A 16,048-nucleotide genomic window follows, 5' to 3' on the forward strand; every position below is an offset into this window, starting at 1 on the left:
GCAAACCCCCAAATCCTGGCCACAGCCGCCCTTGCCATGGAATCGTTGCTGAGGCATTTTCGGTGCATGCATGGCGGGAAGACGACGCGTTGGCCCCTGGCCCTGGCCTGTGTGTGGGCCGTGCTGGTCCTGGCCTGTCCGGCCCCGGCCGGGGACTGGTTCATGGCCAGGGCGGCCTGGGTTGCGGACGGCGACACCCTGCGCCTGGACGACGGGAGCTGGGTGCGCCTCACGGGCATCGACGCGCCCGAGACCGGAAAGCACGGCGAACCGGGGCAGTACGGGGCGGCCGAGGCCCGGGATTTCCTGCGCCGGGCCGCAGAGGGGCGCGACGTGAGGGTGCGTGCCCTGGGCCGTGACCGCCACGGCCGCATCCTCGGGCTGGTGGCCCTGCCCGACGGGCGCGACGCCGCCGAGGCCGTGGCGCTGGCGGGGTTGGCGTTCTATTACTATCATCGCGATCATTCCGAGACCCTGCGTGAAAGGCTGCTCGCCGCCCAGGTCCGGACCATGGACCGGGGCAGGGGATTCTGGCCGCGCATCCTGTCCCTGCCCGGGGCGAAGCGCCCCTGGGTGGGCAACGGCGCGAGCCGCCGGGCCTTCCCGGCCGGGTCGAAGGCCGCCGGTTCCCTGCGCCCGGAGCGGCGCGTGGAGTTTACGGACCTCGAAGCCGTGTTTCGGGCCGGATACTGCCCGGCGCGGGAATACTCTCCCTGGCCCGCCGAGTAAACGATCATTCCGGGGCGGGGCGATGAAAACCGCCGGATCGACAGAAAAAGAGTGCGCCCGCAATAATGGGTGGAAAAACGGCGTCTCGTCAAGCCTCCCGGGCCTTTGCGGAACGAGGCGGCGTTGACTCGCCCTGGCGAATCATCTACCGTGCTGGCTGCTTTCGGGGCTCTCCCGAGGCCGTCAATCGCAACCAACAATCAGGATTTCTTCATCATGGAATTGCTTCGCACCTTGCCCGGAGACGACGTCCGGCAGATCATGTGGCGTTTCTCCGACCGCTTCGACATGCAGATGGCCGTGCAGTCGGCCCGTTCCATCGCCCGCGGCCTGGTGGCCCGGCTGGTGGCCGACGGCGCGCGCAACACCCACGAATGGACCGAGGCCAAGGGCGAGCTGCTCAAGGCCTTTGACGAATCCGGATTGACCTCCATCTACATGGATCCCTGCCAGGGCGGCTTCATCGAGGGGCCCAAGAACCTGGCCCTGGCCCTGGTGGCCTTCGAGCTGGCCTGGGTGGACGCTGGCGCGGCCACGGGCTCCCTGGCCAGCTGCCTGGGCCTGGCGCCCATCCACGAGAAGGGCACCGACGAGCAGCGCGACCGCTACCTGGGCATGTGCTGCCCGCCCCAGCCCGGGGAGGACCGCACGGTGAAGCGCGCGGCCTTCGCCCTCACCGAGCCCCTGCCCTACGTGGGCGTGGACACGGGCGTGCTGGGCGGCAAGGTGCGCGTGGAGTCCTGGGAGGAGGGCGGCGAGCCCGTGCTCAAGGTGGAGAAGCGCGGCCGCTTCATCACCAACATGGACTTCGCGGACATCGTCACCGCCGCCGTGGAGAGCGACGACCCGCGCATCAAGGGCACCTGCATGGTCATCCTGGAGTCCGAGGACCCCGGGACCTTCGACCGCGGCTCCGCCACCCTGAAGATGGTGCACCAGCTTTCCAGCACCCGCGACCCCGTGATGAGCCTCACCGTGCCCGCCTCGCGCATCATCGGCGGCTACGAGGTCCAGGACGGGGTCATCGTGCCCAAATACAACCATTCCGAGATCATCGCCTCGGTGTTCCACCGCACGCGCATCCCCGTGGGCATCATGACCTCGGCCAAGCTGCTCTCGGCCATCGAGCCCGTGATCCGCTACCACCGCCAGCGCTTCAGGGGCGGCGGTCTGAGCGAGGCGGGGTCTCGCCGTTTCGACCTGGGCCTGCAGATGAACGAGGACGCCCTGCAGCGTCTGGTGGACGTCTGGGCCGCGGGCGAGGCCGGTTCCTCCCTGGGCTTCGGGGCCGCGCGCCTGGCCGACGAATTCGACCCGGTGGAGCGGGCCAAGGACGCCCTGTTCGAGGCCGAGGGCCTGTCCGGTCGCAAGGGCTTCATGGCCCTGCGCAAGAAGGAGCCCGAGGTCCTGGAGTACGCGCATCTCGTGCACCATCCCGAGGAGAACCCCGCGCGCCTGGCCGAGCTGGACGCCGACGTGCTGGTCAAATTCGCCTACATGGACGCCCTGGCGGGCGTGCTCAACCCCGGCACCAAGCTCTGGAACACCGGGGTGGGCGCCACCATGATGCGCGAGGCCGTGTCCTTGGTGGGCGGCTACGGCATCACCGAGGACTGCCCGGGCTTCCTCTGCCACAAGTGGATGGACTCCCAGCTGGAGGCCACCTACGAGGGGCCCGAGGCCGTGCAGCGCCGCCACATGACCCTGACCATGGCCAGCCCCGTGTTCCTGGCCGAGATGGGCGAGTGGATCGCGGCCCTGGAGGCCGGAGACCGTCCCGGGGCCGCCGCCCTGGCCCAGGCCCTGCGCCTGTGGATCTGGACCCTCGCGCGCATGCAGGAAGGGTCCGATGCCGAGGGCCGCAAGCTGTTCCACGGCAAGCGCCAGGGCGTGACCTTCCCCCTGGCCGACGCCCTGGGCTGGCTCATCGCGGCGCGCTACCTCTTCGAGGACGTGGCCGTGCTCGCCGAGCAGGGGCCGCTGAACCCCGTGCTCGCCGAGGGCATCGAGGGGCTGGCCGCGTTCTACGCGGACCTGGCCGCCGTGCAGGCCGCGCACAGCGCGGGCGAGGCCGCCCGCGTGTGCGCCGAGCTGGTCAACGGCTACGGCCTGGAGCTGTCCGCCGACCAGGAGGCCGAGTACGCGGCCCTGCGCCTGGGGCTGGACAAGGCTTTGGCGGGCACGCGCCTGGCCAAGGACCGCGCGGCCACGGCGCTCACCGGGGTCATGATCCCCGAGGCCCTGGACTACCCCCTGTAACCAAAGCGAGCATCATGAGCGACAATCAGACTCCCGAGGTCCCCCGCCAGAGCATGGAGGCGGACATCGTCTGCGTGGGCTACGGCCCGGCCACGGCCGGGTTCCTGACCACCCTCACGCGCGGGCTGGTGGGCGCGGACGGCATGCCCGTGGCCGACTCCAAGGCCATGCCCGGCATGCCGCCCCAGGTCATCTGCTACGAGCGCGCCGACGACATCGGCTTCGGCGTGTCCGGCGTGGTCACGCGGGGCCGGGGCATCCGCGCCTCCTTTCCGGACCTGGACCCCGCCCAGATTCCCATGGCCGCCGAGGTCACCGAGGAGCGGGTGGTCTATCTCTTCGACCACATCGGCGCCAGCCGCCGCTGCCCGGGCATGCGCGCCGCCGAGAAGCTTATGCGCCTGATGCCCGGCAAGGCCAAGGACCTGCACGCCCTGGAGCTGCCCTGGATTCCCGCGTTCCTGCGCAAGGAGCCCGGGCTGATCCTGTCCATGGGCCAGTTCTCCCAGTGGACCGGGGCCCAGGTCATGGGCACGGGCCTGGCCCAGATCTGGCCGGGAACCCCCGTGGCCGCCCCCCTCGTGGAGGACGGGGCGGTGTGCGGCGTGCGCCTGGCCGACCAGGGCGTGGACAAGGCGGGCAATCCCGAGGCCGGGTACATGCCCGGCATGGACGTGCGCGCGCCGCTGACCGTGGTGGCCGACGGGCCCGTGGGCCCCGTGGGCCGGGCCCTGGACAAGGAATTCGGCCTGCCCGAGGGCAACGCCCAGCGCGAGTTCGCCGTGGGCATGAAGATGGTGGTGCAGCTGCCCGAGGGCTGCCAACTCAAGCCCGGCACCGTCATTCATACCCTGGGCTTCCCGGAGCCCGAGATCTTCGGCTTCCTCTACGTGCACGCGGACATGTCCGCGTCGCTCGGCATCTTCGTGCCCTCGTGGTTCGACAACCCCGTGCGCACGGCCTACCGCACCATGCAGCATTGGATGACACATCCGTATCTCTGGCGCTGGCTGGAAGGCGGGACCCTGCGCTCCTGGGGCGCCAAGACCCTGGGCGAGAGCGGCAGGCACGGCGAGCCGTTGCTGGCGGGCGACGGCTACGCGCGCATCGGCGAGGGCTCCGGCACCACCAACGTGCTCACGGGCTCGGGCGTGGACGAGGCCTGGACCTCGGGCGTGCTCCTGGGCGAGAGCGTGCTGGAGCTGCTGGCCCAGGGCCAGGACTTCAGCCGCGAGAACCTGGAGCAGACCTACGTGCGCCGCCGCCGCGCCTCGTGGCTGGAGCAGGAGGCGCGCGTGGCCGAGCACGCCCGCGACGGCTTCCAGTGGGGCATGCTGCCCGGGCTCATCGGCATGGGCCTCACGGGCCTGTCCGGCGGCAAGCTGCACCTGGGGCCGCGCCCCAAGCGCCCCTGGGAGCGCATCGGAAGCATCGAGGACTATTACAAGGGCCGTATCTCCGAGCAGGAGATCATGGAAATCCGCGTGCGCTGCCAGGCCGAGGGCAAGGGGCTGCACGACGCCCTCATGGACCGCGCCGGCTGGCCCGAGATTCCCCTGGACGGCACGCTGCTCGTCTCGCACCAGGACGCGCTGCTCATGGGCGGCAAGGTGCAGGCCGCGCCGGGCTACGCGGACCACGTGGTCTTCAAGGACCCGGACCTTTGCGCGGACTGCGACGAGAAAATCTGTGTCGAGGCCTGCTCCGGCCAGGCCATCACCATGAACCCCGAAGGCGGCGCGCCCCTGTTCGACCGCGAGAAATGCGTGCACTGCGGGGCCTGCCTCTGGAATTGTTCCCGGGCCGACCCGGCCGACCCCGAGGCCTCCAACGTGGACTTCCGCGCCGGAGCCGGCGGGTTGCATTCGGCCGAGAACTAGGTTCGGGCGACGCGAGGCATTGTTTGCCTCCGGCGGCTCAAGGGAGTAACTCCCTTGAGAATCCCTATAATTAGGGATTCCAAAGGGGATTATCCCCTTTGGCCGCCGGAGGCCAAAAAGCCCCGGCCGTGCACGCGCGGCTGGGCCGGAATCAAGGAGATTATATGAGCTATCATATCGTGGTCTGCGGGAGCATCGTCCCGGACCCGTTGCAGACCCTGGAGCCCGTGGCCGGTCCCCAGGGCCCGGCGCTGAAGAACGAGATGATGCTGCCCGCGGTCCTCGACCCCTGGGCGGCGCACGCCCTGTTCGAGGCCGCCAATTTGGCCAAGAACGTGGCCGACAGCAAGGTCTGGCTGGTGAGCATCGGCCCCAAGGCCAAGCTGCAGCAGGTGATGATGAGCATCGCCCAGAAGGTTCCCTTCCAACTGGTGGCCATGGACGGGCCCGCCGGGGGCTTCACCGAGGCCCACGACACGGCCGCGGCCCTGAAGACCGCCATCGACGGCATCGCCGGCCTGGACAAGGGCAAGATGCTGCTCTTCGGCGGCTGGCAGTCCGCCTCGCGCGGCACGGGCGCGGTGATGCAGATCCTCGGCGAGATGCTGGGCGTCACCGAGCAGTTCCAGGGCGTGGACGTGTTCACCCCCGGTGCGGACGGCTCCTTCGAGGTCATGGAGCGCGTGGAGGGCGGGGCGTATCTGAAGAGCGCCTGCTCCGGTGCCCCGGCCGTTTTGGGCTGGGCCACGGGCAACCTGCCCGAGCCGCCCAACAACCCCCAGGTGGGCATGCAGAACATGCGCCTAGTCATACCCGCCCTGCAGCAGGCCAAGCCCGCCGCCCTGGGCGCCGAGGGCGTGACCTTCGAGGAGGTCGTCCTGCCCCAGACCAAGCGCGAGACGCGCATCGTCAAGGACACCCCCGTGGACGAGATCGCTGCGGAGATCGTGGCCTGGATCAAGGGTTGAGCCCTGCCGAATTGAACAAACGAGGATGACGATATGACCAAGATTCTCTATCTGGCGCACACCGAGGACGACGGCTCCCTGTGCAAGACCGCCCTGGAGGCCCTGTCCGGGGCCCGCGCCATGGCCGAGGGCCTGGGCGCGGAGCTGTGCGTGGGCTTGGTGGGCGCGGACGTGCAGGCGGCCGCGGACGGCATCGCGGGCTGCGGCGCGGCGTTCTTCGGGATTTCGGGCTCGGATTTCGGCGTGTCCCGCTACGCCACGGACGCGGCGGCCTGCGAGGCCCTGTGCAGGGCGGCGGGGGCCGAGATCGTTGTGGCGCCCGCCACGGCGCGCCTGGCGCGTTGCATGCCCGGGGTGGCCCAGCGCCTGGGCGGCCGCGCGGACACCAACTGCACGGAGATCACCGCCCAGGGCGGCAAGGCCTGCGTGACGCGCTGGTACTACCGCCAGCGCATGAAGAGCAGCCAGACCCGCGAGCAGCGGCCGTGGATCATGACCGTGGCCCCGTGCTGCTTCGCCCCCGCCGAGGGCTTGGCTGGTTCCGCGCAGGTGCAGGCCGTGGACGCGGGCGCGGACACGCGCACCACGGTCCGGGGCCTGGAGGCCCCGTCGGCCGACGAGCAGACCATCCGCCCCGAGGCCGAACTGCTGTTCGTGGCCGGAGCGGGCTGGACCAAGAAGCAGGCCGACGGCGCGCCGCACCTGCCCGAGGCCGAGCAGTGCATCCTGGGCTTCCTGGACAAGTCCAAGGCGTCCCTGGGCTCGTCCAAGTCCCTGGTGGACCTGTCCGGCGAGGGCGGCGAGGTGCTGTCCTTCATGACCCACTTGCACCAGGTGGGCCAGACCGGCGCCACCCCGCGCCACGCCAAGGGCCTGGCCACCTGCTGCCACGGCGAGGAGCCCCACGTGGTGGGCTGGCGCTTCATCGGCGAGCGCCGCGCCGTGAACCTGGACGCGGGCTGCGGCTGGGCCCAGGGCAAGGCCGACGTGCTCTACGTGGCCGACGCCTTCGCTGTCATGGCCAAGGTCAACGAACTGCTCAGCTAGCGCTTCGGCACCACTGAAAGATCGACGGCCCCGTGGAGCGCTCTCCACGGGGCCGTTTTACGTGCTTGCCATGTGGGGCTCACGGCTTGAAGCTGACCATGTTCACAGCCTCGTGGTCCGGGCCGATCTCCACTTCCCTGAACTGCAACCGCCCGCTGTCGTTGGGCTTCGTGGATTTGCCCGAGGCCAGGATCCATTCGATGCCCCGGCGGCCCTGCCAGGATTCCGAGACGTGCTTGTGGCCGAAGCAGAGCACGTCGACCACGTTTTCCATCACGCCCATGACCTCGTCGCCGTCGTCCATCTTCATGGTCAGGTCCGTGCGCATGAAGGGATGATGGTGGAAGCAGGCCACCACCCGGTGCTTGTCGCCCTTGGCGTTGGCCTCCAGGATCACGCGTAGTTCGTGGATTTGCTTCTCGCCCAGGGCCCCGCGCGCGAACTGGAAGGCGTCTTTGTGGTTGCCGATGGCCGAGTCCAGGGCGACGAACAATACGCCTTCCTCGACCCGGGTCAGGGGGTAGACGTGGGGCCCGACCGGGGCCGCATCCTCCGCTCCGGGCACGCCGAGAAGCTCGCCGAGGATGACCTTGTGGAACAGGTCGTAGGATTCCCTGTTGAATTCCAGTCCGTTGTGTGCGTCGTCATGGTTGCCCGGGGTCACGATGACGTCGAATTCATTCACCAGGGGGCGCAGGAGGTTCTTGGCGTTCTCGTATTGTTCGGGGAACGATTCCGGCCGGGTGATGTCGCCGTGGACGATATCGCCCGTAATGAGCACAAGTGGGCGCTTTTCAGCCATTGCATAGCGATGCTTGATGAAGGCGATCAGCTTGCGGCAGTTCTTGTTTTCCTCCTTGTTTCGCGTGTGGATGTGCAGATCGCTGAGATGGATGAATCTCGCCATGTAGTACCTCCTTGTCTGGCCCGAAAGGCTTGCGCCGGGGCGGGGCCGATTCCGGCCGCATCAGTCCCCGGCGGGATCGCCGCTTAGGCGGTGGCCCGTGACCCTGAGCAGGGCCTCGGACGAGCGCGCGCCCAGGTAGCCGTCCTCCTTGAGGTGCACGCCGGGAAAGGTGTTCAGGAAGGCCTGCAGGCGCTTGCCTTCGTCCGTGGAGGCGTGCGGGTCGTAGACCAGGGCCGGGGCGTCGGGCTCGGGGTGGACGGTCCCGGGGTCGGGGGCGAAGACGATGTCCCGGCGTTCGGCCAGCCGCCGCAGGAGCACGGCGGCCCCGGTCTGCTTGGAAACGGCGGTCTCGGAGAAGGTGCCGTCGGCCACGTATTTGCCCGAGACGTAGTGGCTGCTGTCGCTCCAGAGGTAGGGCGTGAGCACGTGGGGATGGTGCAGGCGGTAGCCCCAGCCGTTGTAGCCCTCCAGCTGGAACAGGCAGCCCGGGACGCTCCAGTCCGTCCAGCGGTCCATGCGCCTTAGGCGCAGGGCGTCCTCGGCGCTCTGTTCCCAGGTGAAGGGCGGATTGCCGTCCTTGGGCCTTCCGGCGGGCTCGTGCACCGTGCGCGCGCTGAGCGGGTCGCCGTTGTGCAGGTGGCGGTTGAAGTTTCGCGAGCTTTCCATGCTGTGGATCACGGCCGCAACGTACCAGGGCACGCCGAGGTCCGCGCCCACGGTCTCGTAGCGCCCGCGCGTGGCCAAGAGGGCGTCCGCCGTAGCCTCCACGGCATCGGCCTTGGTTGGTTTGATGACGCAGGTGGTGAAGAGGCTGGAATATTCCTGCCGCAGGGCCTTGGTCAGCTGCATGGCGTCCCCTCCCGCTTTCGTGCCGGGACGTTTGGGCCTTCAATGGTTCCCGAACCTGGATTCTCCGTCCGCCGCACAATCCGCGCGGGCGGTGCTTTTCTTTTGCGCGGCTTTGCCTTACCAATCGTGCGCAGAAGGAGCGTGCGCAATGGTTTTTCCCCTGGGATCCGTGGTCAATGTCGCGGCCATCGTGGCGGGCGGGCTGGTGGGCCTGATGGCCGGGAACCGCCTGCCCGAGCGGATGCGGTCCATCGTGTTCACGGGCCTGGGCCTGTGCGTGCTGGTCATCGGCATGCAGATGGCCCTGGCCACGCGCAATCCGCTGATCATGGTCTTCAGCGTGGTGCTCGGCTGCGTCACGGGCGAGTTCCTGCGTCTGGAGGACCGGCTGGCGGCCCTGGGCGACCGGCTCAAGGCCCGCTTCGGCTCGTCGGACGCGCGCTTCACCGAGGGCTTCGTCTCGGCCTCCGTGCTGTTCTGCATCGGCTCCATGGCCATCCTGGGCTCCTTCGACGAGGGCCTGCGCGGCGACCACACCATCCTCTTCACCAAGTCCATCCTGGACGGCTTCGCCTCCGTGGCCTTCGCCGCGGCCCTGGGCGTCGGCGTCCTGTTCTCCTGCCTGCCCGTGTTCATCTACCAGGCCGGGCTCACGGCCCTGGCCACGGTGCTCCAACCCTGGCTCAGCCAGTCCATGATGACCGAGCTCACGGCCACGGGCGGCGTGCTCATCCTGGGCATCGGCGTGAGCGTCCTGGAGCTCAGGCGCATCCCCCTGACCAACTTCCTGCCCGCCCTGGTGTTCGCGCCGCTGTTGGCCTGGCTCGCGGGGTAGGGCGGCGCAGCCTCCCGCGCCGCCCGCGTCCTTCCCGTGCGGCTCAGCTCCAGTCCGAGGCGCGCAGGATCAGCTCCGCGTCGATTCCCGGGCGAGTGTTCTTCACGACGGGCAGCCGGTATTCCAGCACCCCCTTGGCGACGGGCGTCCCCGTGGCCGTGCGCGTCAGGGTCGAGGGCGTCTTGCTGTGCAGGCCCCAGCGCAGCAGCGGCCCCTTGGCCCCTCCCGAGACCGCTTCCAGGAGATAGGTGTCCGCGAACAAGGGGGCCGTTTCGTAGTGGTGCTTGTCGAAGATGATGCCGTCGATGACATAGTCCGGCACCAGGATCTTGAGTTCCAGGCTGAAGCTCAGGCCCTGCTTGGCCGTGCGGTTGGGCTGCTCCATGAGGAAGGCGGTGGCCAGGTGCAGGGGCTTCTGCTGCTTGACCATGTCGTCGTATTTGCCGAACAGGGCCGAGCATTCCCGCGTGGTCCTGCGGTGCAGGTTCCACTGCGCCTTGCGCACGCTGGCCACGACATCCATGTGGTAGGAGGCCTTGATTCCCTTGCTCTTTTGCTTCTCCACGGCGGCGGGGAGGGGGAGGCCCTTGACCTGTAGCAGGGCCTCCACGCGGACGCGGCCGAACAGGAAGCGGCGCAGGTTCTGGTAGCCGGATTCGGAATTCACGATGCCGTAGTGCCCGGAATGGCTGCGGTGCACGAAGGCGCGCGCGACGCCTTGGAGGGTGGCGTTTTCAATGCGCACCAGCCCGTCGCTCATCTCGCCCACGGCGAAGCGGGCCAGGGAGTAGTCCTTGTAGTCCGTGCCCACCAGGCAGAAGCAGCGCTCTTCCGGGAATTTTCCGTTCAGGGTGTTCACCTTTTTGGTGCCCTTGGGCAGGCCCAGGTACTGGCACATGTTCTCGCGGTTGAAGTTCTTGACGTTGAGCCAGCCCCAGTCCGGGGCGTTGATCCAGCCTCCCAGGAGGTCGATGCCGTTGTGGGGGGTGGCGTAGGTGAAGAATTTTTCCACCCGCTTCGCGGCCCTGGCCGGAGCGATTTTCTGCATGTAGCAGCGGGCCACGAGCCCGCCCATGGAATGGGCCACCAGATGGACCCGGAAGGCAGGGTCCTTCCCGTAGCGCGCGAAGAGTTTTTCGATGAAGGCGTCGAGGTCTTCGGCGTAGGATTCGATGGGGTGCTTTTTCCCGTCCCCGAAATCCTTGGAGGATTTGTCGTAATAGCGGAATATCCAGATGGATTTGTCCGGCGGCGTCTGGCTGTCGGGGATCACGGCCCCGTTTTCATACACGTCGCGGTAGCCGTGGTCCTTCATCAGCCGGATCAGCGGCGATTCGAAGTAATGTCTTTCCACGTCCCCGGTCCATTGTTGGCGGATCTTGGTGGAGCCCTTGTTGAAGCCCATGTAGGGATCGGCCACCGTGTCCTCCACGGCGTCCATTGTCATGGCGTAGCCCCTGATGTAGACGATGGGGTAGAAGGGTTTTTGCATGCTGCACCTCGTTGCGCTGTGCGCCGGACGCGGAGCGCGGACGGCCGCGAACCGTTTTCGCGGGGCGAGCGCGAGCCCGCGCCCGGGGCGTTTGGATGAGCACCGGAGCCGGTGCGCAAGCGGTGGATGGAGCGGATGGAATCGCGGCCAGGGGCAGGTGCCCATTATCCACCGTGGTATAATCGCCGTAACGTAGTGTCAAACAATTTATCGGTTTGTCTTTCAAAAATCAATACACTGAAATATTAAGTTTATTACAAAAAAAGAAAACAGTTTGTTTCAAAATTGATAAAAACTGCATTTCATTGACTGGGGACGACCATAAATGTATGTTCCCCGTCCTGCATGCAATATGGCCGGGACCTCGCGTCCGCCCGTGGGGCGGAGCGCCAGGGCCGCGGCCGCCGATTTGGCCGCCCGGAGCGCATGCTCCCCACCCCGGCGGACAGGCCGGTCAAGGAACCCGGAAGAGGAGGAGGCCTTGCAACGGTTCACCCACCCCATCGCCCAGGAACGCGACGCCTGCGCCATCATCGCCTTTGTGGACAAGCGCGGACGCTCCACCCACGCCAATATCGTCAAGACCATAGAAGCCTTGAAGAAAATGGCCCACCGCTCCGGTGACATCAACAACGAGGGTGACGGCTGCGGCATCCTCACGGACATCCCCCGCGAGGTCTGGGCCGACCGCCTGGAGCGCGCGGGTCGTTCCCGCCATCTGGCCGAGTCCGCCGGGTTCTTCGTGGGCCACATGCTCCTGCCCCACGGCATCCGCTCCCGCGCCCGGGACATCCTGGCCGGGGCCCGCGAGATATTCGGCAAGAACGGCTGCAAGCTGCTGGCCGAGGTCGAGGGCGGCACCCTGGACCACGAGCTGGGCGACATGGCCCGCGCCGAGGCCCCGCTGTTCTGGCAGGTGGCCGGGATCGCGCCCGTGGACGAGGACGGCAAAACCCCGGAAAAGCGCCTCTTCCACATCCAGATGCAGCTGGAGCGCCTGGAGCCGGACCTGCACGTGGCCTCCCTGTCCCGGGACAGCGCGGCCTACAAGGTGCGCGGCCTGGCGGACCTGTTGCCGCGCGTCTATCCGGAGCTGCGCCTGCGCGAGGCGCGCTCGCGCATCACCATCGGCCACAGCCGTTATTCCACCAACACCCTGCCCACGGTGGAGCGCTCCCAGCCCTTTTCCATCCTGGCCCACAACGGCGAGATCAACACCATCGAGCGCCTGCGCTCCTCGGGCCGCGTGCTGGGCATCGAGCCCGTGCCCGGGGGCTCCGACTCCCAGGACCTGAACCGCATCCTGGAGGGCCTGGTCAACCTGCACGGCTTCGATCCCATGGAGGCCTTCGCCATGGTCTTCCCGGCGGTGTACACCGAGACCGCCGCCTACAGCGACGAGCTGCGCCGGGCCTACGACTATTTCCGCTGGTTCTTCCCGCCCTCGGCCCAGGGCCCGGCAGCCGTCATCGCCCGCCACGGCCAGACCGTCATGGGCAGCGTGGACGCCCTGGGGCTTCGGCCCCTGTGGTTCGGCGAGAGCGACTACGACTACTACCTGTCCTCGGAAAAGGGCGTGGTGGACATCGAGGATACGGCCAGCGACCCCAAGCCCCTGGCCCCCGGCGAGAAGATCGCCGTGCTCTCGGCCCCGGGACGGCACGCCGTGGTCTTCGACTACACGGCCTACCAGAAGCGCCTCGCGTCCCTGATGCGCGAGCGCGGCAACGTGCTCGCCAGCGTGGATTCCCTGTACCGCTCGGTGCCCGCAGACGGGCCCGGGATCTGGCTTCAGGACTTCCTGCCCTCCGGGCTCCTGCCCACGACGGAGCTGACCAGCAACGGCTGCCTGGGGGCCTTCGGCTGGCGGCAGTACGACGTGGACATGCGCAAGCGCACGGCCACCTCGGGCGGCGCGCCCATCGGCTCCATGGGCCACCAGGGCCCCCTGGCCTGCCTGAACGCGGAAGGGTTGCCTAACATCTCGGAATATTTCAATGAAAACGTGGCCGTGGTGACCAACCCGGCCATCGACCGCGAGCGCGAGGCCGACCATTTCAGCACCCGCGCCATCCTGGGCCAGCGGCCCGACGCCCTGGCCTCGGCCCCGGCCATGGCCCTGGAGATCAAGACCCCGCTGCTCTTGGGCGGCTGCCTGGACGCGGACATCTGCGGCGGAGAGCTGTCCAAGCTGGCCCGGTCCTTCGGCACCCAGACCCTGGACGACGTGCTGGGCTTCTTCACCCTGGGCGGGCACGACCGCGCCCGCGTGGCCGTGCTGGACGCCACCTTCGTCCCCGGCCCGGGCTCCCTGGCCGCGCGCCTGGACGAGCTGGCCGAGGAGGGCGCCCGCGCCGTGAAGAACGGAGCGCGCCTCGTGCTCCTGGACGACTCCCGCAGCTTCACGGACGGGCGCTGCTACATCGACCCCTGCCTGGCCGTGGCCTGGGTGCAGCGGGAGTTCGAGGCCCGGCGCATCCGGCGGCAATGCGGCCTGGTGGTGCGCTCCGGGGCCATCCGCAACCTGCACGACGTGATGCTGCTGTTGGGACTCGGGGCCGACGCCCTGAACCCGTACATGATCTGGCGCATGGCCCGCGAGCACGCCACCAAGGAGCGCCCGGCCGAGGCCGTGATCCGCACCACCATGGACGTGCTCCAGAAGGGCGTGGAAAAGGTCATGTCCACCATGGGCATCCATGAGCTTTGCGGCTACGGCCGCATCTTCGCCTCCATCGGCCTGGGCGCGGACCTGGCCGAGGTCTTCGAGTGCGCCAGCTTCTGCACCTCCCTGGGTGCCGGACTGACCATGTCCGTGCTGGAGGCCCAGGCCGTGGTGCGCGTGGCCCGTTCCGGGGCCGGGGACGACGCGGACCTGTGGCGCGACCCCAAGCGCAACGTCAAGGTCGGGCGCATCCTGCGCCGCGCGGCCACGGGCGAGTCCGGGTTCCGCGAGATGGCCGACGCCCTGCGCGAGCTGGAGGCCGAGAACCCCGTGGCCCTGCGCCACCTGCTGGACTTCCGGCGGCCCGAGGGCGCCGCGCGCCAGGCGGCGGGCGACGTGGACCTGGCCGTGGGCGGCCACTCCCTGCCGCTGGTCATCCCGGCCATGAGCTTCGGCTCCCAGGGCGAGAATTCCTTCCGCACCTACGCGGAGACCGCCAAGCGGCTGAACATCGTGTGCATGAACGGCGAGGGCGGCGAGATTCCGGACATGCTGGGCAAGTACCGCCGCAACCGGGGCCAGCAGATCGCCTCGGGCCGCTTCGGCGTGTACATGGGCTTCCTCAACTCAGCCGATTTCCTGGAGATCAAGGTGGGGCAGGGGGCCAAGCCCGGCGAGGGCGGGCATCTGCCCGGCCAGAAGGTCACGGCCATGGTGGCCACGGCCCGGCACTGCAAGCCCGGCATCGGCTTGATCTCGCCCTCCAACCACCACGACATCTATTCCATCGAAGACCTGGCCCAGATCGTCACCGAGCTGAAGACCGCCAACCCCTCGGCGCGCGTGTCCGTGAAGATCCCCGTGACCTCGGGCGTGGGCACCATCGCCGTGGGCGTGGCCAAGGCCGGGGCGGACATCGTGAACATCTCGGGATTCGACGGCGGCACGGGCGCGGCCCGCGAGCACGCCAAGAAGTACGTGGGACTGCCCGCGGAGATCGGCGTGTCCCAGGCCCACCGGGCCCTGGTGGAGTCCGGCCTGCGCGCCCAGGTGGAGATCTGGTGCGACGGCGGCCTGCGCAGCGGGGCCGACGTGCTGCGCATGATCCTCATGGGCGCGGACCGCGTGGGCATGGGCACCGTGGCGCTCATGGGCGTGGGCTGCATCAGCTGCCAGCGCTGCCACCTGGACACCTGCCCGCGCGGCATCTCCACCCAGCTGCGCTCCAGGGAGGAGGCCGAGGCCCGGGGCGTGAAGGGCTTTAGCTGCGTGGACGTGGCCGCCGAGACCGAGAATCTCTCCCGGCTGCTGACCTGCGTGGCCGACGAGCTGCGCGCCCTGCTGGCGGAGCTGGGCTTCTCCAGCGTGCGCCAGGCCGTGGGCCGCGTGGACTGCCTGCGCCAGAGGGCCCGCGCCGAGTCCGTGGATTGTTCGGAGCTGCTGGCACCGCCCGCCCTGGACGGCGCCGCCGCGCCCGAGGGCGCGGTGCGCGGCCTGCGCAGGCCCCTGAACACATTGACCAAGCTCATCGCGGACATCGCCCTCAAGGAGTTCCAGGAGCCCGGCGTGCGCGAGGTGCGCTACACGGATCAGTACGTGCGCAGCGTGGATCGCGCCGTGGGCACCTATCTGGCCGGGGCCCTGACCCGCGAATACGGCGCGGAGCAGGGCCGTTCCGCGCGCCTGCGCCTGGACGCCTCTGTGCCGGGCAACGGCCTGGGCGCGTTCACCATTCCGGGCATGGAGATCATGGTGGACGGCGGGGCCCAGGACGGCACGGCCAAGGGCAGCTTCGGCGGGGCGCTGGGCGTGTTCAAGGGCGTGAACCTCTTGGGCAACCGCGTGGACGGGTCCACGGGCAAGAGTTTCGCCTACGGGGCCATCTCGGGCACCCTCATGGTCCAGAACTACGCGGACTCCCGGGCCTGCGTGCGCATGTCCGGGGCCGACGCCGTGTTCGGGGCGCGCATCCGCGAGATGGTGCGCGACGAGCTGGGCAACATCGCGGCCCGCGCTCATTTGAAAGGCTTCGCCTTCGAGTACATGACCGGCGGCCGAGCCGTGGTCCTGGGCGACCCCGGGCCGTGGATCTGCTCGGGCATGACCGGGGGCGTGGTCTACCAGTGCCTGTATCCGGAGTTCGGGTTCACCCGGGCCTCGCTGGTGCGACGCCTGGCCTCGGGCGCGGACGTGGACATTCTGCCCCTGGACCTGGGCGGCCTCGCGGACGTGCGCGAACTCGCGGCCCGCTACGTGGCCGAGCTGCGAGCCAGCTTCCAGGACCGGGAGGCCGCCGAGGTGGAGCGCCTGCTGGACGAGGCTCGGCACCGCTTCGTGATGATCGTGCCCGCGCACAAGAATCCGCCCAAGGCCGAGTAGGGCGCGATAGGGAATTGCCATCCGGCCCGTGGACGGTG

General features: G+C 68.8%; 10 protein-coding genes. 7 read left to right on the forward strand and 3 right to left on the reverse strand.

Going from position 1 to position 16,048, the window contains the following annotated elements:
• Nucleotides 1-66 precede the first annotated feature (66 nt).
• From ACYYG1_RS06055 to ACYYG1_RS06075, 5 genes are all read left to right on the forward strand, one after another.
• Nucleotides 67-729, forward strand: coding sequence for a thermonuclease family protein (locus ACYYG1_RS06055; protein ID WP_461209392.1), 663 nt, complete (start codon nucleotides 67-69; stop codon nucleotides 727-729).
• Nucleotides 730-945: 216 nt separating this feature from the next.
• Entirely contained in the window at nucleotides 946-2,988 is a 2,043-nt protein-coding gene (locus tag ACYYG1_RS06060) for an acyl-CoA dehydrogenase family protein (protein WP_461209393.1), read from the forward strand.
• 14 nt (nucleotides 2,989-3,002) lie between these two features.
• The gene (locus ACYYG1_RS06065; RefSeq protein ID WP_461209394.1) at nucleotides 3,003-4,868 is read left to right on the forward strand and encodes a 4Fe-4S ferredoxin; all 1,866 of its coding nucleotides are present in this window, start codon (nucleotides 3,003-3,005) and stop codon (nucleotides 4,866-4,868) included.
• Nucleotides 4,869-5,032: 164 nt separating this feature from the next.
• Nucleotides 5,033-5,836 carry an electron transfer flavoprotein subunit beta gene (locus tag ACYYG1_RS06070; protein ID WP_461209395.1) on the forward strand — a complete coding sequence of 268 codons (804 nt, stop codon included), beginning with the start codon at nucleotides 5,033-5,035 and terminating at the stop codon, nucleotides 5,834-5,836.
• Between the two features lie 33 nt (nucleotides 5,837-5,869).
• On the forward strand, nucleotides 5,870-6,883 hold the full coding sequence (locus ACYYG1_RS06075) for an electron transfer flavoprotein subunit alpha/FixB family protein (RefSeq protein WP_461209396.1): 1,014 nt from the start codon (nucleotides 5,870-5,872) through the stop codon (nucleotides 6,881-6,883).
• A 79-nt stretch (nucleotides 6,884-6,962) separates the two neighbouring features.
• On the opposite strand, the gene ACYYG1_RS06080 is transcribed toward ACYYG1_RS06075, so the two are convergent.
• Both ACYYG1_RS06080 and ACYYG1_RS06085 read right to left on the reverse strand, forming a co-directional pair.
• Nucleotides 6,963-7,790: a metallophosphoesterase family protein gene (locus ACYYG1_RS06080; RefSeq protein ID WP_461209397.1), complete on the reverse strand. Its 828-nt coding sequence runs from the start codon at nucleotides 7,788-7,790 to the stop codon at nucleotides 6,963-6,965.
• 60 nt (nucleotides 7,791-7,850) lie between these two features.
• Complete coding sequence (locus ACYYG1_RS06085) at nucleotides 7,851-8,639, reverse strand: peptidoglycan-binding protein (RefSeq protein ID WP_461209398.1); 789 nt, start codon at nucleotides 8,637-8,639, stop codon at nucleotides 7,851-7,853.
• A 148-nt stretch (nucleotides 8,640-8,787) separates the two neighbouring features.
• On the opposite strand from ACYYG1_RS06085, the gene ACYYG1_RS06090 reads away from it, so the two are divergent.
• Nucleotides 8,788-9,474, forward strand: coding sequence for a DUF554 domain-containing protein (locus ACYYG1_RS06090; RefSeq protein WP_461209399.1), 687 nt, complete (start codon nucleotides 8,788-8,790; stop codon nucleotides 9,472-9,474).
• A 43-nt stretch (nucleotides 9,475-9,517) separates the two neighbouring features.
• On the opposite strand, the gene ACYYG1_RS06095 is transcribed toward ACYYG1_RS06090, so the two are convergent.
• Complete coding sequence (locus ACYYG1_RS06095; RefSeq protein WP_461209400.1) at nucleotides 9,518-10,966, reverse strand: esterase/lipase family protein; 1,449 nt, start codon at nucleotides 10,964-10,966, stop codon at nucleotides 9,518-9,520.
• Nucleotides 10,967-11,447: 481 nt separating this feature from the next.
• On the opposite strand from ACYYG1_RS06095, the gene ACYYG1_RS06100 reads away from it, so the two are divergent.
• Nucleotides 11,448-16,010, forward strand: coding sequence for a glutamate synthase-related protein (locus tag ACYYG1_RS06100; protein ID WP_461209401.1), 4,563 nt, complete (start codon nucleotides 11,448-11,450; stop codon nucleotides 16,008-16,010).
• The last annotated feature ends 38 nt before the right edge of the window (nucleotides 16,011-16,048 follow it).

This window comes from Desulfocurvus sp. DL1XJH-121, from assembly GCF_054819825.1.